The following is a 19,927-nucleotide window of genomic DNA, read 5'->3' on the forward strand; positions in this document are numbered from 1 at the left end:
CGGGATGACCACGCGTCAGCGGCACATCGCCCACCTCCACCTGCACGCCGCACTGACCGAGGATCAATACGGCGACGTAATCGAACTGATGTCTGGTATCACGCCCCATGTCCAGGCAGTACCGCCCAACGCCGTCCAAATGGACCTGACGTCGGCGCTCCGGTACTTCGACCTGCCCCCCTACGACGTGGTCCAGTTGGCGATGCTCAGGCTGAAGGCCCACTACGGCATCGAGAGCAGCGCCGGGCTCGCGGGCAACCGCATGCTCGCGGCCATGGCGGCCGACGCGTCCGCGCCGGGTGAGACCACCTGGGTGCCCGTCTCAGAAGCGGCCGAGTGGCTGTATCCGCGGCCGGTCACCGCGCTGCCCGGGATCGGCCGCACCATGGCGGACACGCTCGGCAGGTACGGCCTGCACACCATCGGCCAGGTCGTAGACCTGCCCGCAGGGACCCTGCAGCGACTTCTCGGCGCAGGCCCCGCCCGTCTGCTGGCCGAGCGCGCCCGCGGTCACGACCCCCGCCCGGTCACCCCCGCAGAACCAGCAGAGCACCTGATCGCCGACCTGGTGCTGGAACGGGACTGCCTCGACCCCGCACGGCATCACCGCGCGGTCCTGGGACTCGCCGACCAGATTGGGCAACGTCTGCGCGGCGAACGGCAGATCACCAGTCGGCTCACCCTCACGGTGCGGTACGCCGACCGCAGCTCCACCAACCGCACGCGCACCCTGCCGGAGCCCACCAATCACTCACCCTCCCTCGCGATGACTGCCCTCGGCCTGCTGAACGCCCTTGGGCTGCAGCGGGCGAGAGTCCGCGCCTTCGTCATCCGCGCCGACGCCCTGCTGCCAGCCAACAGCACCTACCGCCAGCTCTCCATGGACCCCGGCGACGACCGCGCCCGCGCAGCGGAAGCCGCCGCCGACCGCGCCCGCCGACGCTTCGGACCGGAGACCATCCGGCCGGCGACTCTGGCCGGCCGACTGCCTTGAGTTCCGCGCGACTTCTGGCCACAGCTTTCATTCATGCACGGGTGAGCTGTCCACCGGACATGGTCCAGTGAGCTCTCACTCGGCTGGGGCGTCGTCAACGCGTGTCGGCGGCTGCTGAGTGCCCGGCGCGCCTGCCGAGCCCGCGCACCCTTGACAGGCTCATGGACCGGTCTCGGCTCGGGCCGGGACCGATGATCTGCGCCACGCGCCCCGCGACCACCCCATCGGGGGACTTCCGTTCGACGTGCATCTCTCGAGAGGCCGGAAGGACAACAGCTTCTAACACCGAAGTGGGGGGTCTGGATCGGCCGCGGTGAGCGCGACGGTTCCCTGACCGGTGGGCGTGGTTCGGTGTCAGAGGGCTCGGGCCGCAGCGGCATCGCGGAGGAGTCCGGCGAAGGTCAGGGCGGCGGGGGTGAGCGCGTGGTCGGCCATGCGTACCAGGAGGATACGGCGGATGGGGGCCGGCGGCTTCAGAGGCAGGACGTTGACGCCGGGTCGGATACCCTCCAGGGCCAGAGTGGGGGCGAGGGCGACGCCGATGCCGGCGGCGACCATGGCCTGGGCTTCCTGGTAGTCGTGGGCCTCGTAGGCGATCTGGGGCTCGAAGCCGACGGCGCGGCAGCCGCGGACGAGGGCTTCGGCCACCGGGTGGTGTTCAGCGCGGGTGATCCAGGGGTCGTCTGCGAAGTCGGCGAGTGAGACGGCGTCACGGCCGGCGAGTGGATGGTGGTCGCTGACGAGAAGGGCCGGCGGGTCATCGAGGAGTGGGGTGACGACGATGTCCTCCCGGTCGATCCGGCTCCAGCCGTAGTCCCACATCAAGGACATTTCGACCTCCCGGTTCTCCAGCATCGTCCACAGTCCGGCAATGCGTGCGCTGCGGACGGTCAGCCGTACGTCGGGGTGGGCGTCCCGGAAGGCGATCACGGCCTGCGGGAGGAGCGAGGCGCCGACGGTGGGGAAGGTGCCGATGCGCAGCGTGCCCGCGCGCAGGCCCGCGTAGTCGGCGAGTTCGTTCTCCGCGGCCCGCAGTTCGCGTTCGATCCGGTGCCCCCGTTCGGCCAGCGCCCGTCCGGCGTCGGTGAGGGTGACACCCCGGGCGTGGCGCTCCAGCAGGGGCTGTCCTGCCTCCGTTTCCAGGCGGCTGATCTGCTGCGATACAGCTGACGGTGTGTAGTTGAGGGCGCGGGCGGTCGCGGTCACCGAGCCGCGCCGGGCGACCTCCGTGAAGAGCAGGATGCGCCGGACGTCGAGCATGCCGCCACCTCCATCGTTCACTTCAACTTAATAGCCCTGCAGATTTCCGAGATTGTACTTCACGCTGCCGTAACCCACCGTGGAGGACACCCCGCACGGCGAGACCGTCGGTGGACTTCCCCTTTCATGGCTGTGAGGAGTCGGTTGTGCTGCGTCTGCAGGGCGAGATGATCCGCGGAGGAACCAGCAAGTGCTGGATCTTCGACCACCGCGACGTGGCCGCCACCGGCGTGGACGTAGATGCCCTCCTGCTCGCCGCCTTCAACGCCGCCGACCCCCGTCAGATCGACGGCGTGGGCGGCGCTTCCTCCACCACCTCCAAGGCCGCCGTCGTCCACGCGTCGAGCCGACCCGGTGTGGACGTCGAGTACGCCTTCGCACAGGTCGGCATCGGCGACGAGCGCGTGGAGTGGGCCAGCAACTGCGGCAACTGCGCCACCGCCGTGGCCCTGTACGCCGTCCACCACGACCTCGTGCCGATCACGTCGGAGACCACCACCGTCCGCATGCTCAACGTCAACACCGGGGCCCGCCTCACCGGCGCCATCCCCACCCCCGCGGGCGTGGCCCCGGAGGAGGGCACGGCCGTGGTGCCGGGTACCTCGGCGCGCGGCGTACCGGTCCTGCTGGGGTTTCAGGACCCGGCGGGCTCGACGACCGGCCGCGCACTGCCGACCGGCCGGACGCTGGACGAACTGACCGGCCCGGACGGCCCCGTCGAGGCATCCCTGGTGGACGCCGGCGCGCCGGCCGCACTGTTCGAAGCCAAGGCGTTCGGCCTCGACGGCACGGAATCCCTCACCGCGTTCGCCACCGCAGTGCCCGCGCTGACACTGCTGCGCCGCCAGGCAGCGCTGGCCATGGGCCTGGCACACGAAGGCGATCCGGTCAGCCACGCGGTGCCGAAGGTGGGCATCGTCGCCCGGCCGGCCCCCTACCGCACCACCCAGGGCACACTCGTCAACCAGGACGAGTACGACCTGGCCGTGCGCATGGTCTCCATGCACGCCCCCCACCCGGCGATCGGACTGACCTCCGCCGTGGCCCTGGCCACGGCCGCCGCCACCCCCGGCACCCTCGCCCACCGCGTCGCCCGGCAGACCGCCGACGGCACGCTGCGCCTGGGCACCCCCGCCGGCGTGATCACCACCCGAGCCGTCCCCGCACCGGACGGCGCGTCCCCCACGGTGCTCCTGCACCGCGCCGCCCGGCGTATCGCCCGAGCCGAACTCCTCGTTCCCGTCCTGGAAGGACGCCCCGCATGAGCCGCAACGACGCCGCCCCGGGTACCGTCACCGCACCACCGGGCCGCATCCGCCGCATGCTGTCCCACCTCTACATCCAGTGCCTGATCGCCGTCCTCCTCGGCGCCGCCGTGGGCGGGCTGTGGCCGTCCGTCGGCGCTGACCTCAAGCCGCTCGGCGACGGCTTCATCGCGCTGGTGAAGATGTTCATCGCGCCGATCATCTTCTGCACGGTCGTCCACGGCATCGCCTCCATGGGCAACCTCCGCGCGGTCGGCCGCGTGAGCCTCAAGGCTCTGGTCTACTTCGAGGTGCTGACCACCGTGGCCATGGTGATCGGCCTCGTCGTCGTCAACGTCGTCAAGCCGGGCAGCGGTCTGCACATCGACCTCTCGACCCTGTCGACCAAGGGCCTGCCACCGGAGGCGACCACGGCCCACGAGGGCTTCGCCGAGTTCGTCCTCGCCATCATCCCGGCCACCCTGGTCAGCGCCCTGACCGGCAACGAGATCCTGCCGGTGCTGCTGGTGTCGGTGCTGTTCGGCTTCGGCCTGCACGCCAGCGGGGAGGCCGGCCTGGGCATCGCCCGGGGCATCGAGAAGTTCTCCACGGTGCTGTTCACGCTCATCCGGTGGATCATGCGGCTGGCCCCGATCGGCGCGTTCGGCTCGATGGCCTTCACCATCGGCAACTACGGTCTGGGCACCCTGCGCCACCTGGCCCTGCTGGTCGGCTCGTTCTGGCTGACCGCCCTCTTCTTCGTCCTGGTCGTCCTCGGGACCGTCATGCGCCTGAACGGACTGCGACTGCTGCCCTTCCTGCGCTACATCAAGGAAGAACTGCTGATCGTCCTGGGCACCTCCTCCACCGAGCCCGTCCTGCCGCGCATGATGTCCAAGCTCCAGCACGCGGGCGCCTCGAAACCGGTCGTCGGCATCACGCTGCCCGCCGGGTACTCCTTCAACCTCGACGGCACCGCCATCTACCTGACCATGGGATCGGTCTTCCTCGCCCAGTCCCTCGGTATCGACCTCAGCCTGACGCAGCAGCTGACGATGCTCGCCGTCATGCTGCTCACCTCCAAGGGTGCCGCAGGCGTCACCGGCTCCGGCTTCATCGCCCTGGCCGCCACGCTCAGCGCCGTTCCGCACGTCCCGGTCGCCGCCCTCGCGCTGATCTTCGGCATCGACCGGTTCATGTCCGAAGCCCGCGCCCTCACCAGCCTGGTCGGCAACGGCGTCGCCACCCTGGCCGTCGCCCGGTGGGAGGGTGAGCTGGACGAGGACCGGGCCAAGGCCGTCCTGCGCGGAGAGATCCCCTACGCCCCCACCCCCGCTCCCTCCGCGGTGACCGCCGAGCCCGATCCGAAGGAGGCACCCGCACCAACCCACGCCCCCGTCCCCGCCGCAAACTGACAGTGCGTGGGTGGGCCGGCCCGGAGCAGATACTCCGGGCCGGCCCACCCACGCCTCAACAGGACGTGGTGCTGGCCGCCCGGGCTGATCAGGAACGTCTGACCCTCCGGTACGCCCAGTCTTCCAACCACTGCTCAAGTCCGGCTCACGCCGCACTGAACTCCCGCACCGTGTGCCGTTTCGGTGATCAGAGATCCACGGATTCCCCGACGTGAGCAAGGTACCTGTCCGTACGACCCGGGCGGGAGGTGCGTCAGGTGGCCAGGGATGCGGAACCGGAGCTTCGCGGACTGATCACGGCCCGCAGTGTCGAACTGGAGCTGCAGGCAGAGAAGTTGAGCCAGCAGCTTCAAGAGGTGCGCGACGAGCTCGAGGAGCTCACCGTCGCCGAGCGGGTCGCGCGTCGGCTGGCCGAGCATTCTGCACGGATCGATCGCCCGTTGCGGGCCGCACGCCGATCCCTCCAACGCGCAGCGACTCAAGGGCATGTGGATCGCCCTCCAAGTACGCGGAGCCAATGCGTGGAGTCGGCACCTCTTCAGCATCTGGGCGGACCGCCACGTGCGCGGGCCGATTACTCGTCCGAGGTTGTCCCAGGTCGTGCGGAAGGAGCTATCGCGGGATGGGCGGGGACCCACGCGAACGTGCCGGCCGTGCAGCCGACCGTGTGGCGGCGTTAGTCGTAAGAGTCGTCTCGCGCCGGTCGTCGACTGGCAAGCACGTCGGGGGCCTGTCGAGCCCAGCCGTCTCGCAGGCCCCGGACGTCGGCGCGGGCCGCCCCGGCCTCGGGGGGAGGGGGAGGCCGATGTGCGAGGGCAGCCCGCGCGGAGCCGGGGAGGGGGCGGCCACCACCCTCACAGGGGGCTGCCCGTGCCCGGCCGTACAGGACGTGTCAGCCGGCGGTCGTCGCCGTTGCCGCGTACGCCAAGGAGATCAGGGCCATTACGGCGGCCGGGACGGCCCGGGGCGGCGGGTCGCCGTGGCGCAGGTGGACCACCGCCGCCGCGGCCATCAGCAGGGCGAGGCCTGTCGCGGCGGTCAATCCCAGCGGCATCCAGGTCAGCCCCAGCAGCAGACCGGCGACGCCGGCCACCTCCAGCGCGCCGACGACGCGATAGAGGCCGGTCGACATGCCGAGGTGGGCCGCTGCCTGCCGCATGACCGGTACCCCTGCGATCTTGGCCAGGCCCAGCGGGAGGAAGACCAGGGACAGGACTATGGCGAGCACGGTTGTCATGCGGTGGTCCTGCCTTCGCGGCGCTCGGCGCCCAGCCGGACGTAGTGGTCGATGAGTTCGGGGCTGTCCACGGTGGCGGGGTTGACGACCTGCTCGACCGGGGCGCCCTGGAGCAGTCGCTTGATCGGGACCTCCAGTTTCTTGCCGGTGCGGGTGTGCGGGATGCCCGGCACTTCGAGGATCTCGTCGGGGACGTGGCGGGGTGAGGCGCCGGTGCGGACGGCGTTGCGGATCTTCTCGCGCAGGGTGTCGTCCAGGGCCACCCCCGCCGCCGGGACCACGAACAGCGGCATCCAGTAGCCGCCGTCCGGCTCCTCCGCACCGATGACCAGGGCCTCGGCGATCTCTGGGAGGCGTTCGACGACGTCGTGGATGTCGGCGCTGCCCAGGCGGACACCGTTGCGGTTCAGCGTCGAGTCGGAGCGGCCGTGGACGATCACCGAGCCGTGTCCCGTGACCGTGATCCAGTCGCCGTGTCGCCACACGCCGGGGTAGGAGGAGAAGTAGGCGTCCCGGTAGCGGCTGCCGTCGGGGTCGTTCCAGAAGTACAGCGGCATCGACGGCATCGGGCGAGTCACCACCAGTTCGCCGACCTGGTCGATGACCGGGAACCCTTCGCTGTCGTACGCAGCCAGTGCCACGCCCAGGTGGGGGGCCGACAACTCCCCTGACCAGATCGGGGTGTTGGGTGCGCTGCCGGCGAAGCCGGAGACGATGTCGGTGCCGCCGCTGATGGAGGCCAGCAGGACGTGCTCGCCGACGTGGTCGCGCACCCAGGGGTAGGCGGAGGCGGGCAGGGCCGAGCCCGTGCAGCCGACGACGCGGATCGACGACAGGTCGTGGACGGACGGGTCGATGCCGAACTTGGCCATGCCGAGCAGGTATTGGGGGCTGGTGCCGAAGACGGTGACACGGTGGCGGGCGGCCAGTTCCCATAGGCGATCGAGTTTGGCGAAGGGGGCCGGGCTGCCGTCGTACGTACAGGTCGTCGCGCCGGCCAAGAGGGTGGAGGCGACCAGGTTCCACATCATCCAGTGGGTGGTGGTGTACCAGAGGAGGCGGTCACCGGGGCCCAGGTCGGAGTGCAGGCCCAGGGTTTTCAGGTGCTCCAGGAGCACGCCGCCGTGGCTGTGGACGATGCCCTTGGGCAGGCCGGTGGTGCCGGAGGAGAACACGACCCACAGCGGGTGGTCGAACGGCACCGGTACACAGGCGAGTTCCTCGGTACGGGTGGAGGCGTCCTTCCAGGGGACCACCAGCGACGGGTACGCCTGCGACGGCCAGGGCAGGCCCATGTGGTCCACCAGCAGCGTCGCCTTCAACGTGGGGAGGGCGTGGGCGAGTTCGAGGACGGCGTCGCGGCGGTCGTGGATGGTGCCGTTGAACAGGTAGCCGTCGGCGGCGATCAGCACGGTGGGTTCGAGCTGGGCGAAGCGGTCGGCTGCGGCCTTTGGGGCGTAGTCCTGTCCGCACACCGACCACACGGCGCCCAGGCTCGCAGCGGCGAGGAACGCGACGATGGCGTGCGGGGTGTTGGGCAGGTAGCCGACGACCCGGTCGCCCTTGCCCACGCCGAGGTCGCGCAGGGTGGCGGCGACGGAGGCGACCAGGGCACGCAGCCGCCCGCCGGTCACCTCGTACCCGGAGCCGGTCTCGTCGAGGGCGAGGATGGCCGCGTCGTCCTCGGCCAGGTTACGCAGGGCATGGTGGGCGTAATTGAGGGTGGCGCCGGGGAACCACCGGGCGCCCGGCATCCGCTCCTCGGCCAGCACCTGCTCGTAGGGGGTGTCCGCGTCGATGTCGAAGTACTCCCAGACGGCGCCCCAGAAGCCCTCCAGGTCGGTGACCGACCACTGATGCAGGGCGGCGTAGTCGCCCGGATCCATGCCCTGGAGCCGGGCGAAGTCCGCGATGCGACTGGCGGCCACCGTCTCCGGATCGGGGGTGAAGAAGGCCGTACTCATCGCGTCGTACTCCTCAACAGGCTCTTCGGGGCCGTCCGTTGCGAAGGGACGGGGCTTCGGGTGGTGTGCAGCAGGCAAGCCCAGGCGGCGGTCGACGTGAAGTCGTGACTACCTGAGGGGACGACGTCCATCACGACGCGGTCGGGCCGCAGCAGGACCGCGTCCGCGCGGCCGCCGCGCAACCAGGCGGCGAGGGTGCCGTCGTCGCCGAGGTCGGCCACGGAGAGCGCGCGTATGCCGAGGCTGTGGGCAAGCGCGGTCAGCAAGGGGCCGGGTTCGGTAGCGGTCAGCACGGTGAAGGAGTCGCCGAGAAGCTCGTCGAGACGGGTACGCCGTCCGCCGACGCTCACCCACGGTTGCGGACAGTGCGTGCCCGGCAGGCGTCGGCGGACCCCGCGCCGCACGAGCGGTCCGGCGGTCAGGGGCGGGCTGAGGTCGCGGCCGGCCAGCTCGGTCAGGCCGGGTATGCGGCAGGCCGCGGCCAGCGCTCGGCGGCGGATCGCGGCGGCGCCGTCCTGGCCGCCGGTCATGGCCCAGCCCATGGCGACCGCGAGGCGGACCACATGCCGTGCGTGCGGCCTGCGTTCGCTCTCGTAGGTGTCCAACAGCCGTTCGTCGCCGCCCTGCTGGAGGACGCGGGTGAGTTTCCAGGTGAGGTTGTAGGCGTCCCGCAGTCCCGAGCACAGGCCCTGTCCGATGAACGGCGGGGTGAGGTGGGCGGCGTCGCCGAGCAGGAAGACCCGGCCGTGGCGCCAGCGGTCGGCGACGCGGGCCCGGAAGGTGTACTGCGTCTCGCGGACCACCTCGAAGTCCCCGTCGTACGAGGTCGGCAGCCACGGGGCGACCAGCTCACGGACCGTCTCTTGCCCTTCCCCGAGCCGGAACTCCCAGCGGTAGCGGTTCTCGCTCACGCGCATGAAGGTGGCCGGCCGCACCGGGTCGCAGATCTGATCGACGCCTTCCCAGCAGCGGACGGGGCCCGTCGTCTCGGCGTCGATGACGGTCCAGCGTTCCTCGAAGCGCAGGTCCTCCCAGACGCCGCCGATGGCCTCGCGGGTGAGGCTGCCCGCGCCGTCGCAGCCGAGGACCGCGTCGGCCCACAACTCATGCTCGCGATCGTCGTCGCGGTAGGTGACGCGTACAGGGCCTGTGGTGTCCGGGCCGACGCCGGTGACCTCCACGCCGCCGCGCAGTTCGCACTCGGGGCGCCGGGCCAGGGCGTCGCGCAGTACGCGTTCCAGCTCGGGCTGGTCGAACATGCTGGTCTGCGGGGAGCCGTGGTGGCCGTGCTCGGTGCGCCGGAACTCGGCCATCACCCGGTGCCGGGCGTCCAGCAGCCGCAGCCCCTTCGCCGGCCGGGCTATCGCGGCAAACTCCTCACCGACGCCCGCAGCCTGAAGGATCCGGTGGATCTCGTCGTCGCCTGCGACGGCGCGCGGGAGCGGGTAGATGTCCCGGTGGCGTTCGAGGACGACACTGCGGACTCCGCGCCGGGCCAGGAGAAGGGCGGCGATCACGCCCACCGGCCCGGCGCCGACGATCACGACGGGCACACGTGCGGCTTCGTCGACGGTCATGTGCGGCTCACCTCGGGGTTCAGTTCGCGGCCGCGACGGGCGTGCGCTGCTCGCCGAGGTCGATGCGGCCGTCGGGGGTCGCGATCGTCGCCGTGATCACGTCACCCGGGTTCAGGTAGTGCGGGTTCTTGGCCTGGCTCTTGAAGAAGGCCTTCCACTTCACGGCGGGCGGCAGCAGCGCGCCGATCTTCTCGACGGCCTTCGCCGGGGCCTTCAGGGCGGTGCCGCCGGGGGTGCCGGTGAGCAGCAGGTCGCCGGCGTCCAAGGTCTGGAAGCGGGCGAGCAGGGTGAGCGCCTGTGCCGGGCGGACGATCATGTCGGCCAGGGTGCGGTCCTGGCGCAGCTCGCCGTTCACGCTCAACTTCAGCCGCAGGTCAAGGAGATGGGTGAAGTCCTCCGGCTCCAGCAGCGTCAGGTACGGACCGGTCGGGGTGAAGGTGGGGTAGGACTTGCTCTCGTAGAACTGCGTCTTGGTCAGCTGCACCTCGCGGGCGCTGATGTCGTTGGTGATCACCAGTCCGGCGACGTACGACGGCAGGTCCCGCTCCTCGACGACGGTGCCGACGTGCAGTGGCGCGCCCATCACGAGCCCCAACTCGATCTCGTAGTCGAGGAATTTCACGTGCGACGGCCGGACGACGGCCTCGCCAGGGCCGCTGACCGAGCCGGACGCCTTGCGGAAGAAGGCGGGCGGGATGTCGCCCTTGAAGCCCGAATCGCGGGCGTGGCTACGGTAGTTGACCATCTGGGCGACCACCCGGCAGGGCGTGGTGACCGGCGAGAGCGCGACCAGATCGGCGACCGGAGTGCTCGGCTCACCGGAGGCAGCGGCCTCCCGAACGGCGTCCCGGTCGGTCAGCAGCTCGGCGGTGGTCACGGCTTTGGTCTCGACGGGGACGGCTCGGCCGCCTCGGACGACCCACCAGCCGTCTGCGGTGCGCAGGACATTGGTGCTCATGACGTGGCTCTCTGTGAAGGGGGTCAGGAGTTGGCGGCCTTGAGCAGGCCGAACAGTCGTGCCGGGTCCATCTCGTTGTCGCCGCGCAGGGCCTCGATGACGTCGCGGACCCGCTGCGGCGAGGGGCTCGCGCCGAGGAAGTCGCGGGTGGCCGGCGGGCCCCACTGGGCGAGGCCGCTGGTCGACATGGGCGCCCAGCCGGGCTCGACGTCGCAGGAGAACAGGTCGCCGTCGGCGAAGTGCTCCAGCATGAAGTGGTCCGGATCGCGCCAGTAGTCGAAGAGCTGGCTGCCCTGGATGTGCCGACCGATGCCCCAACTGCGTTTGTAGCCCCGCTCCTTGAGGTATTCGCCACCCGCGGCGATGGAGTCGAGGTCGGTGACCTGGTAGGCGGAGTGGACGTAGCCGGTGCCCGGCCCCAGGTGCATCGCGAGGGTGTGGTGGTCGGCCGGCACACCGCCCAGGTCGCAGCGGATGAACGCCATCGTCGGCCCGCGCCCGCGCTGCCCGTCCAGGAACAGGAAGTCGGACACGATCATCCCGAGGGTGTCCAGATACCAGTCCAGGGCCCGGCCGAACACCCGCGTCTCCAGCACCACGTGGCCGAGCCGCTGGATACGGGACGGCTCGCGCGGCGGCCGCTGGGTGGCGTTGGTACGACGGCGATCCGTGCCGGAGTTGAGGAGCAGCGGCTGCTGTTCCGGCAGTGCGGGGAGCTGTTCGCCACAGTGCACGACCCGGACCGGGAAGCCGGACGGGTCGAGCAGGTCGACCACCTTTCCGCCGCCGGGCACGTCGGATTCTCGTACGGACGATCTGGTGGCGCGCGCCAGCCGGTCCAGATCGCCCCGCTCGGCTGCACGGAACGCGGGACCGATGAAGCGGGACGTGCGGCCGCGCCGGATCACCATGCAGGGCGAGCCCGCGAAGGTGCCCCGCAGCCACAGCTCGCTCTCGGTGCGGGCGGCGACGCCGAAGCCGAAGTCGCGGGCGAAGACCTCCGCCCGGTCCAGGTCGGGCTTCTCGAACTCCAGCCAGGACAGGTCCGCCACCTTGATCACGGGATTCCGGGAGCGGCCGGGGTGTTCGCCGCGCAGGGCGCCCTGCTCGCTGTGGAGGTCCTGGTGGGCCGTGATGACGTCCCCGCTGACGCGTGTTTCAGACATGGCGCCCTCCGAGCAACATTGCCGTAATGAGGAAATCATCAACTGTGACAGTTCTGTCGTCAAGGCGTTCGCCGCATGAAATGATGAATTCATCAGGACTGCGATCGTCATCGCGCAACCGTTAGACTCTGCGCATGTCTACGTCAGCCCCGCCCAGCAACCGGTTCGAGCGACGTCGGGCGGAGACCCGTGGAGCTCTCGTGCGAGCGGCCCGGCAGATACTCGCCGAGAACGGCGACACCAGCGCGAGCATCCAGGCGATCGCCGAGCGCGCGGACGTGGGCTTCGGCTCCTTCTACAACCACTTCGACTCCAAGGCGGAGCTGTTCGAGACGGCAGTGGTCGACGCCCTCGAGGAGTTCGGGCAGGCCTTCGACGAGCGTCTGACGGGGATCGACGACCCGGCGGAGCTGCTCGCGGCCGGCTTCCGGCTCAGTGCCCGCATGGCCGACTCCCACCCGGAGCTGATGCAGGTCGTGCGCCGCCGTGGCCTCGGGCACATCCACTCGGACAACGGACTGACCCGACGCGCCCTGCGTGATCTCCAGGTCGGCATCGCCTCCGGCCGCTTCACCACTCCCGACCCCGTGGTCGCCCTGTCGGCACTGGGCGGAACCCTGCTGTCCCTGGTGGAGCTGCGGTTCACCCGCCCCGAGGTGGACGGCGACGAGGCCGCCGTCAACCTCGCCGAGATGGTCCTGCGGATGCTGGGCCTGCCCGCGGACGACGCCCACGAGATCGCCCGACGCCCCTTGCCCGACGCCGCCTGACCTCAAGCGGACGACGGCGTCTCGCCGCTGGTCTTCTCCCGGGGGCGTCTCGCCCCGTTGCCGCCCCGCCGGGACCACGACGACGCGGCCGACTACACATGGCCCGACTGGCTCTGAGAGATCCGAGAGAAGAGAGACGCACCATGCGCGATCAAGGGCTCGGCTCGTGGCCCGCGCGGCGCGCCCGCATGGCACCGGAGGCCACCGCCGTCGTGCACGACGGTGGATCCCTGTCCCACGGAGGGCTGGCCGCGCGCGTGACGCGGCTCGCTCACGCCCTGCGTGCCCTGGGGGTCGGCCACGCGACCGGGTGGCCTACCTGGGCGCGAACCATCCGGCCCTGACGGAGACCCTGTTCGCCGCGAACGCGCTGGGCGCCATCTTCCTACCGCTCAACACCCGCCTTGCGGCACCTGAGTTGGCCTTCATCCTGGGAGACGCGGGGGCGCCGGTACTGCTGTACGGCACCGAGCTGACCGAGTTCGTCGACGCGTTGAGGGAAGCACTACGTCGAGGTGGGGAGCGCGTACGAGGAGCTGCCGACGAACGCACCCGACGACCCCCTGGACGAGACGGTCGGCCTCGACGAGGTGTGCATGATCCAGTACACCTCTGGCACCAGCGGCCGTCCCAAGGGGGTCATGCTCACCCACGCCAACATCGCCTGGAACTGCTTCAACATCCTGCTGGACGTGGACATCGCCTCCGACGACGTCGCTCTGGTGGTGGCACCGATGTTCCACACCGCCGCCCTCAACACCGTCTTCCTGCCGGGCTTCCTCAAAGGAGCGACGTCGGTGCTGATGCGCGGCTTCGACCCGGACCGGGTTCTCGACGTCATCGCCGAGCACCGGGTGACCAGGATGTTCGGCGTACCCGCGATGTACCAGGCCATGGCCCGGTCGTCGCGGTGGGCGACGGCCGACCTGTCGTCGATCCGGATCCTGATGTGCGCGGCGGCACCCGTCCCCAAGGCACTCATCCACGTACCAGGACCGTGGCCTGACCTTCCTCCAGGCATACGGCCTGACCGAGACCGCCCCCGCCGCACTGGGCCTGCGCGCACGGGACAGCATCCGCAAGGCCGGCTCGGCCGGCACGCCCTGCTTCTTCACCGACGTACGCGTGGTGCGGCCCGACCTCACCGATGTCGCACCGGGCGAGGTCGGCGAGGTGATCATCGAGGGCCTCAACGTGATGAAGGGTTACTGGCAGTGGCCCGAAGCGACCAAGGACGCCATCGTCGAAGGAAGCCGCTCCGGGGATGCGGCCTCCGTCGACGAGGAGGGGTACGCGACGATCGTCGACCGGATCAAGGACATGTACATCTCCGGCGGGGAGAACGTCTACCCCGCAGAGGTCGAGCAACTCCTCTACCAGCATCCCGCGGTCGCCGAATGCGCGGTGATCGGCGTACCCGACGAACGACGGGGCGAGGTCGGCAGAGCGCTGGTCGTGCCCCGCGCGGGCGCCGAGGTGTCGCCCGACGACATCATGAACTCCCTGTCCGGCCGACTCGCCAAGTACAAGCTCCCCAAGTCGGTCGTCCTCGTCGACGCCCTGCCCCGCAACGCCACCGGCAAGATCCTCAAGGCCCGCCTGCGCAGCCGGTACGGCTCAATGCCGGCCCGCGGCGCCGAGGAGGCATGAGGCCAGGGGACCCGAAAACGCCGGGTGGCGGCTGATCCACTTCGACCTCAGGGGCGCGAAGGGGGGGCGGATGCCGTTTACCGGCGTGCTTCCTGCCGCCGCGGGAATCTGGACAGTGCAAGCCCTAGCACGGTTGGCCGGGGGTCGGTGTGGACCTCTGGGTCAACAACTCGACACCGGTGGACCTCACCGCGACCGACGACCCGACCGTCAACAAGGCGTTCGAGCACGAACCACCGGACGACGGCGCGACACGATTTTCGCCACCGGGGCACACGGAGAAGCCGAGCGGGCAGCGCCCGCAGGGCGAGGGCACACAAAGGCGTGTCGGAACGAGATACTGGGACTGGTCCCGCGGAACTAGTCCTGTCGCGGCGCGGGAGGTGGCAGTTGCTCCTGCACCGGCTGCCGGTCCACCTGCTGGGGCGCCGCGGGTGCGGGACCCTGTTGGGCCTTCTCCAGGAACCTCAGCAGCTCCACCGGGAAGGGCAGGACCAGGGTGGAGTTCTTCTCGGCGGCCACCGCCGTCACCGTCTGCAGCAGGCGCAGCTGCAACGCGGCCGGCGTGTCCGCCATCTGCTGCGCCGCCTCGGCGAGCTTCTTCGACGCCTGCAGCTCCGCGTCGGCGTTGATGACCCTGGCGCGCCGCTCCCGGTCGGCCTCGGCCTGCCGGGCCATCGACCGCTTCATGGTCTCGGGCAGGGACACGTCCTTGATCTCGACCCGGTCGATCGTGACGCCCCACTCCACCGCCGGGGAGTCGATCATCAGCTCAAGCCCCTGGTTGAGCTTCTCCCGGCTCGAGAGCAGATCGTCCAGCTCGCTCTTTCCGATGATGGACCTGAGCGAGGTCTGCGCCATCTGCGCGACGGCGAACCGGTAGTCCTCCACCCGGACGACGGCCTCGGCGGGCCCGGTCACCTTGAAGTACACGACGGCGTCCACCCGCACCGTGACGTTGTCCCGGGTGATGCCCTCCTGCGCGGGCACGGGCATCGTCACGACCTGCATGTTCACCTTCTGGAGCCGGTCCACGAACGGCACGATCATCGTGAACCCCGGTCCCCGCACCTCCTCGCGGAGCCTGCCGAGCCGGAACACCACACCGCGTTCGTACTGCTTGACGACCCGTGCCGCCGCCAGCACGTACACCACACCGGCGGACGCGAGGGTCACTCCCGCCGCCACCAGCTCCTCGACCATGCCGGCCCCCAGGGGACTGAGCACTACCTGTACTTCGAAACCTGTACTTCGAAGGTAACTCCGTCACCCGGGCAAGAGGGAGCCCCCGCACGCCACTTGCGTGCGAGGGCCCGTCCGGAGGGAGCGTCAGCCGATGCTCACGCCGTAGTAGCTCAGCGCCTCGGTGACCGGCTGGAAGAAGGTCGTGCCGCCGGAGGTGCAGTCACCGCTGCCGCCGGAGGTCAGGCCGTAGGCCACGCTGCCGCCGTAGAGCGGACCGCCACTGTCGCCGCCCTCGGCGCAGACCGTGGTCTGGATCAGGCCGTAGACGACGTCGCCGCTGCCGTAGTTGACGGTGGCGTTCAGCGCGGTGACCCGGCCGCTGTGCGTGCCGGTGGTGGAGCCGCGGCGGTACACGGTCGTGCCGACGCTCGGGGTGGCCGCGCTGGTGATGGTCTGGCTGCCGACCGTGCTCGGGTGTGAGATCGAGGAGTTGGTGTAGCGCACCAACGCGAAGTCGTTGCCCGGGAAGCTGTAGCCCACGTTGGTGCCCAGCACCGTGGAGTGGCTGGAGTTGGAGTACCAGGTGGAGGCGACCTGGCCGCAGTGACCGGCGGTCAGGAAGTAGGAGGTGCTCCCGCTGTGCACGTTGAAGCCCAGGGAGCAGCGGTACTGCCCGCCGTAGATGGCGTCGCCGCCGGAGATCAGCGGCTTGAACTTTCCGGCCGAGCGCTTGATGGTGAGGGCCCCGGCGTTGGCGCCGGCCGCACGCTTGATCTTGGCGATCTCGGCCTGGGAGACCGTGCTGTCGGCGGTGACGACGACACGGTTGGTCTTGCTGTCGACGGCCCAGGCGGTGCCCGGGACATCGGCCTTGAGCACCGAGCTGTCGACACTCTTCAGCGCGTTCGCGCTGAAGGTGGGGGTGGTGTCGGACGCGTTCGCGCTGGGGACCGCGATCGCCGCGGCGGCCACGAGACCGGTGGTGACGGCGATCAGCCGGGTTCGTCTCGAAACGCCGCTGCGAGGGGTGGTGCGCTTGATCCTCACGTTCGTTCCTCCGAGGGGGAAGTCGGGGGGCCCGCGTGGGGTCGGGGCCCCGTGAGGCGCAGCCCGAGGCGTGATCGTCCGGGTTCCGGACAAGCCGTGCCCCTGACAAGCGCTTGCGGGGAGTATTCGGCCGAACGGCCGGTAGACGCAAGGGCGCCTTTCGGCCGTCAACCTGTGAGCCGGCTATGTGTTTTGGCCATGCGTGCCCTGGTTCAGACCAGGTTGCGCTCCCCCGCGTCCACGGCGATCCCCAGGGTGTTCCCGGGCGGCGGGAAGGGGCAGATGAAGTGGTCGGCGAAGGCGCACGGCGGCAGCACGGCGCGGTTGAGATCGACGGTCGTACGGCCGTCCGCGTCGGGCGCGGCCGGGTACAGGAACCGGAAGCGGAAACTGCTCCGGCCGCTGGTCGCGTCGGCGAAGACCGCCCACAGGACGTCGCCCTGCTCGGCGACCTGGAGGGTCGACTCCCGTCCGTCGAGGGTGAAGGCCAGCTCACCCGCGAGCCCGAGCCCGCGTTCCCGTCCGTCGTGGTTCGGCACGCGGATGGTGCGATCGCCCTCGCCGTACGGGGTGAAGCGCCCCGGCACCGACCAGCGCGGGTCGTGGGGCGTGGCGTCGATGCCCCGGAAGGCACGGCGCGTCGCGGCACCGGGGTCGAAGTCCCGTACGCCCCACACCCCTTCGCGCACCAGCACGACCAGGCGCCGCTCGCCGAGCGCCACGCGCGCCGCGTCGACCGCGCCGGTGTCGGCGCCGAGCCGTACCGCTCCGTCGAGCGGTTCGCCGTCCACCGTCAGCCCGTCGGACGCGGCGGCGGTCAGCACGACGGCGTCCGCGTCGGCCGTCCAGACACCGGGGATGTCCGGAAGTCGCCCCTCCGGATGGCCCTCGATCCAGTGCGTGCCGGTCAGCGCGAGCGGCCCGTACGGCGCCGAGACCGACTCCACCCGGTGCTCGTGCCACTGCTTCCACGCGTCCGAACCATCCGGTACGTCCGTGGTGTTCGATGCGTCCGAGGTCATGCGATCAGCCCTGTCGTCATGGTGTTCGGCCCTTCCCTGCGGGGTCGGGCAGCCCGAGGTGGGAGCGCAAGGTGGCTCCCCGGTATTCCGTGCGGAAGGCGCCGAGCTCCTGGAGCAGCGGCACCACCCGGTCGACGAACTCGTCGAGTCCGCCGGGGGTGAGGTGCGGTACGAGGATGAAGCCGTCGGCGGCGTCGCGCTGCACGAACTCGTCGAGCTCGGTGGCGACGGCCTGAGGGGTGCCGATGAACGACTGCCGGGCGCTCGCCTCGATCACCGTCTGCCGGATCGACAGCCCCTTCTCCTTCGCCAGGGCACGCCACTTCTCGGCGGTCTGGACGGTGTCGCCGCGCCGGGTCCGGCCCCGGGTGATGCCGGAGTCGGGCACCGGGTCGATCTCGGGGAGCGGGCCGTCGGGGTCGTACGCCGACAGATCCATGCCCCAGATCTGCTCCAGCGCGAGGATCGCGTTCTGCGGGGAGACCTGCTGCCGCCGGATCTCCGAGGCCTTCTCCTGGGCCTCGGCGGCGGTGTCGCCGAGCACGACGGTGACCCCGGGCATGATCTTCAGCTCGCCCGGCTCCCGGCCGTACTTGGCGAGCCGTCGTTTGACGTCGGCGTAGAAGGCGCGCCCCGCCTCCAGCGTGCCGTGCCGGGTGAAGACGACGTCGGCCGCCGACGCGGCGTACTCCCGCCCCTCCTCGGAGTCGCCGGCCTGGATCACGACCGGGTGCCCCTGCGGCGGGCGCGGCACGGTGAACTCGCCCGCGATGTCGAAGTGCGCTCCGCGGTGGGCGAACGGCCGCGCGAGGCCGTCGGGCGTCCAGGAGTCCCACAGCTTCCGTGCCACCTCGACGAACTCGGCGGCCCGCGTGTACCGGTCGGCCCGGTCGAGGAAGCCGCCGCGGCGGAAGTTCTCACCGGTGAAGGCGTCGGAGGAGGTCACCACGTTCCAGGCCGCCCGGCCACCGCTGAGGTGGTCCAGGGTGGCGAGTCTGCGGGCCAGTTCGAACGGTTCGTTGAAGGTCGCGTTGACCGTGGCGGCGAGCCCGAGGTGTTCGGTCACGCCCGCGAGGGCGCCGAGGACGGTGAGCGACTCGGGCCGTCCCACCACGTCCAGGTCGTGGACGCGGCCCTTGTGCTCGCGCAGCCTGAGGCCCTCGGCGAGGAAGAAGAAGTCGAACAGGCCGCGTTCCGCGGTACGGGCGAGGTGCTCGAAGGACGGGAACGCGATCTGTGACCGGGAACGCGGATCGGCCCACACGGTGGTGTTGTTGACGCCCGGGAAGTGCGCCGCGAGATGGATCGCTCTCCGGCTCATGCCGCTCCCCGTGGCACGGCGTACCGGTTGGCGGGTCTGGCCAGGCCCAGGTGCTCCCTGAGCGTGCTGCCCGGGTAGAAGGTGCGGAACAGGCCGCGGTGCTGGAGCAGCGCCACCGTGCCGTTGACGAGCCGTTCCAGGTCACGGCGTGGTTCGGCGGGCGTGAGGTGGAAGCCGTCGACGACGCCCTCGGTGTGCCAGGCGGCGATCAGCTCGGCGAGGTCCACCGGGCCGCCCCGGTACAGCGGGCCCTGCGCGGTCTGCCGGGGGCCGCCCCCACCGTGGCCGGGCTCGGCCGCGTGCTCGCCGCCGCCGAGGTCGACCAGGAGGCTCGCGAGGACCCGCAGGGTGTCGGGGTCACGCCCGAAGCCGGCCGCCTCGGCCCGCAGTTGGTCGCGTACGGCGGCCGCCTGCCGGGCGCTCGTGGCGCGCACGAAAGCCACGTCGGCGTACCGGGCGGCGGTGCCCCGGGCTGGTCCCTCGGTGGCGTCGACCACGCGTACGGGGTGGCCCTGCGGCGGGCGCGGCACGATCGAGGGGCCCTTCACCGAGAAGGCGGTGCCCTCGAAGTCGACGTGGTGGAGCTTGTCCCGGTCGACGAAGCGGCCGGTGGCCACGTCCCGTATCTCGGCGTCGTCCTCCCAGCTGTCCCACAACCTGGCGGCCACGTCGGCGACTTCGCCGGCCTCCCGCCACAGTTCCTCGGCGGGCGCCGCGTGCCGGCGGCCGAAGAGGCGCGCCTCGCCCTCGGTCCTCGACACGTCGATGCGCCAGCCGGCCCGGCCGCGGCTCGCCCAGTCGAGGGTGGCGACGGCGGCCTGGACGTGGAAGGGCTCGGTGTGCGTGGTGGTGACGGTGGGCACCAGGCCGACGCGGCCGGTGGCGGGCGCGACCCGGGCGAGGACGGCCACCGCGTCCGGCCCGGGACGGGCGAAGGTGTCGCCGAGCGTCACGAAGTCGAGCCCGCCGCGCTCGGCGAGCCGCGCCAGCTCGACATGGGGGCCCGCGTCGTACACGCCCTCCCGGTCGATGGCGGCGGCCAGGTGCAGCAGCCCCCGGCCGTGCGATGGGGTCATATGGGGGAATCCTTCCTTGTGCCGGTGGATCGGCGGGTTCA

Annotated in this window: 15 protein-coding genes and 1 pseudogene; 5 read left to right on the plus strand and 11 right to left on the minus strand. The window is 70.9% G+C overall.

Annotated elements, in window-relative coordinates:
* The first annotated feature begins 4 nt into the window (after nucleotides 1–4).
* Nucleotides 5–994: a DNA polymerase thumb domain-containing protein gene (locus ACIRVK_RS24765; RefSeq protein ID WP_404250666.1), complete on the plus strand. Its 990-nt coding sequence runs from the start codon at nucleotides 5–7 to the stop codon at nucleotides 992–994.
* A gap of 354 nt (nucleotides 995–1,348) precedes the next feature.
* Here ACIRVK_RS24765 and ACIRVK_RS24770 read toward each other — a convergent pair whose 3' ends face one another.
* Entirely contained in the window at nucleotides 1,349–2,254 is a 906-nt protein-coding gene (locus ACIRVK_RS24770; RefSeq protein ID WP_404250529.1) for a LysR family transcriptional regulator, read from the minus strand.
* A 146-nt stretch (nucleotides 2,255–2,400) separates the two neighbouring features.
* Between ACIRVK_RS24770 and ACIRVK_RS24775 the strand changes: the two genes are divergently transcribed.
* Nucleotides 2,401–3,519 (plus strand): PrpF domain-containing protein, encoded by a 1,119-nt coding sequence (locus tag ACIRVK_RS24775; RefSeq protein ID WP_404250531.1) that lies wholly within the window; start codon nucleotides 2,401–2,403, stop codon nucleotides 3,517–3,519.
* Complete coding sequence (gene dctA / locus ACIRVK_RS24780; protein WP_404250533.1) at nucleotides 3,516–4,913, plus strand: C4-dicarboxylate transporter DctA; 1,398 nt, start codon at nucleotides 3,516–3,518, stop codon at nucleotides 4,911–4,913. Before ACIRVK_RS24775 ends, dctA begins: the two co-directional genes overlap by 4 nt.
* 892 nt (nucleotides 4,914–5,805) lie before the next feature.
* Here the strand turns inward: dctA and ACIRVK_RS24785 are convergent.
* The 5 genes from ACIRVK_RS24785 to ACIRVK_RS24805 are packed head-to-tail and all read right to left on the minus strand — an operon-like array spanning nucleotide 5,806 to nucleotide 11,815.
* Nucleotides 5,806–6,150 carry a DoxX family protein gene (locus ACIRVK_RS24785; RefSeq protein ID WP_404250535.1) on the minus strand — a complete coding sequence of 115 codons (345 nt, stop codon included), beginning with the start codon at nucleotides 6,148–6,150 and terminating at the stop codon, nucleotides 5,806–5,808.
* Nucleotides 6,147–8,114, minus strand: coding sequence for an acetoacetate--CoA ligase (locus ACIRVK_RS24790; RefSeq protein ID WP_404250537.1), 1,968 nt, complete (start codon nucleotides 8,112–8,114; stop codon nucleotides 6,147–6,149). Before ACIRVK_RS24790 ends, ACIRVK_RS24785 begins: the two co-directional genes overlap by 4 nt.
* Nucleotides 8,111–9,691 carry a bifunctional 3-(3-hydroxy-phenyl)propionate/3-hydroxycinnamic acid hydroxylase gene (locus ACIRVK_RS24795; protein WP_404250539.1) on the minus strand — a complete coding sequence of 527 codons (1,581 nt, stop codon included), beginning with the start codon at nucleotides 9,689–9,691 and terminating at the stop codon, nucleotides 8,111–8,113. The genes ACIRVK_RS24790 and ACIRVK_RS24795 overlap by 4 nt, the downstream gene beginning before the upstream one ends.
* Before the next feature lie 19 nt (nucleotides 9,692–9,710).
* Nucleotides 9,711–10,649 (minus strand): fumarylacetoacetate hydrolase family protein, encoded by a 939-nt coding sequence (locus ACIRVK_RS24800; protein ID WP_404250541.1) that lies wholly within the window; start codon nucleotides 10,647–10,649, stop codon nucleotides 9,711–9,713.
* 23 nt (nucleotides 10,650–10,672) lie between these two features.
* Nucleotides 10,673–11,815, minus strand: coding sequence for a VOC family protein (locus ACIRVK_RS24805; RefSeq protein ID WP_404250543.1), 1,143 nt, complete (start codon nucleotides 11,813–11,815; stop codon nucleotides 10,673–10,675).
* 134 nt (nucleotides 11,816–11,949) lie between these two features.
* Between ACIRVK_RS24805 and ACIRVK_RS24810 the strand changes: the two genes are divergently transcribed.
* Nucleotides 11,950–12,585: a TetR/AcrR family transcriptional regulator gene (locus ACIRVK_RS24810; RefSeq protein ID WP_404250545.1), complete on the plus strand. Its 636-nt coding sequence runs from the start codon at nucleotides 11,950–11,952 to the stop codon at nucleotides 12,583–12,585.
* Between the two features lie 143 nt (nucleotides 12,586–12,728).
* Nucleotides 12,729–14,235, plus strand: a pseudogene (locus ACIRVK_RS24815) (long-chain fatty acid--CoA ligase).
* A gap of 360 nt (nucleotides 14,236–14,595) precedes the next feature.
* On the opposite strand, the gene ACIRVK_RS24820 reads toward ACIRVK_RS24815, so the two are convergent.
* From ACIRVK_RS24820 to ACIRVK_RS24840, 5 genes are all read right to left on the minus strand, one after another.
* Complete coding sequence (locus tag ACIRVK_RS24820) at nucleotides 14,596–15,438, minus strand: slipin family protein (RefSeq protein WP_404250668.1); 843 nt, start codon at nucleotides 15,436–15,438, stop codon at nucleotides 14,596–14,598.
* 126 nt (nucleotides 15,439–15,564) lie between these two features.
* Nucleotides 15,565–16,467, minus strand: coding sequence for a S1 family peptidase (locus ACIRVK_RS24825; protein ID WP_404250547.1), 903 nt, complete (start codon nucleotides 16,465–16,467; stop codon nucleotides 15,565–15,567).
* A 212-nt stretch (nucleotides 16,468–16,679) separates the two neighbouring features.
* Nucleotides 16,680–17,489, minus strand: a complete 810-nt coding sequence (locus ACIRVK_RS24830; protein ID WP_404250549.1) for a DUF1684 domain-containing protein — start codon at nucleotides 17,487–17,489, stop codon at nucleotides 16,680–16,682.
* Nucleotides 17,490–17,505: 16 nt separating this feature from the next.
* On the minus strand, nucleotides 17,506–18,810 hold the full coding sequence (locus tag ACIRVK_RS24835) for an NtaA/DmoA family FMN-dependent monooxygenase (RefSeq protein WP_404250551.1): 1,305 nt from the start codon (nucleotides 18,808–18,810) through the stop codon (nucleotides 17,506–17,508).
* Complete coding sequence (locus ACIRVK_RS24840) at nucleotides 18,807–19,886, minus strand: LLM class flavin-dependent oxidoreductase (RefSeq protein ID WP_404250553.1); 1,080 nt, start codon at nucleotides 19,884–19,886, stop codon at nucleotides 18,807–18,809. Before ACIRVK_RS24840 ends, ACIRVK_RS24835 begins: the two co-directional genes overlap by 4 nt.
* Nucleotides 19,887–19,927 lie beyond the last annotated feature (41 nt).

This window comes from Streptomyces sp. NPDC101152 (genome assembly GCF_044768275.1).
In the GTDB taxonomy this organism is placed as follows: domain Bacteria; phylum Actinomycetota; class Actinomycetes; order Streptomycetales; family Streptomycetaceae; genus Streptomyces.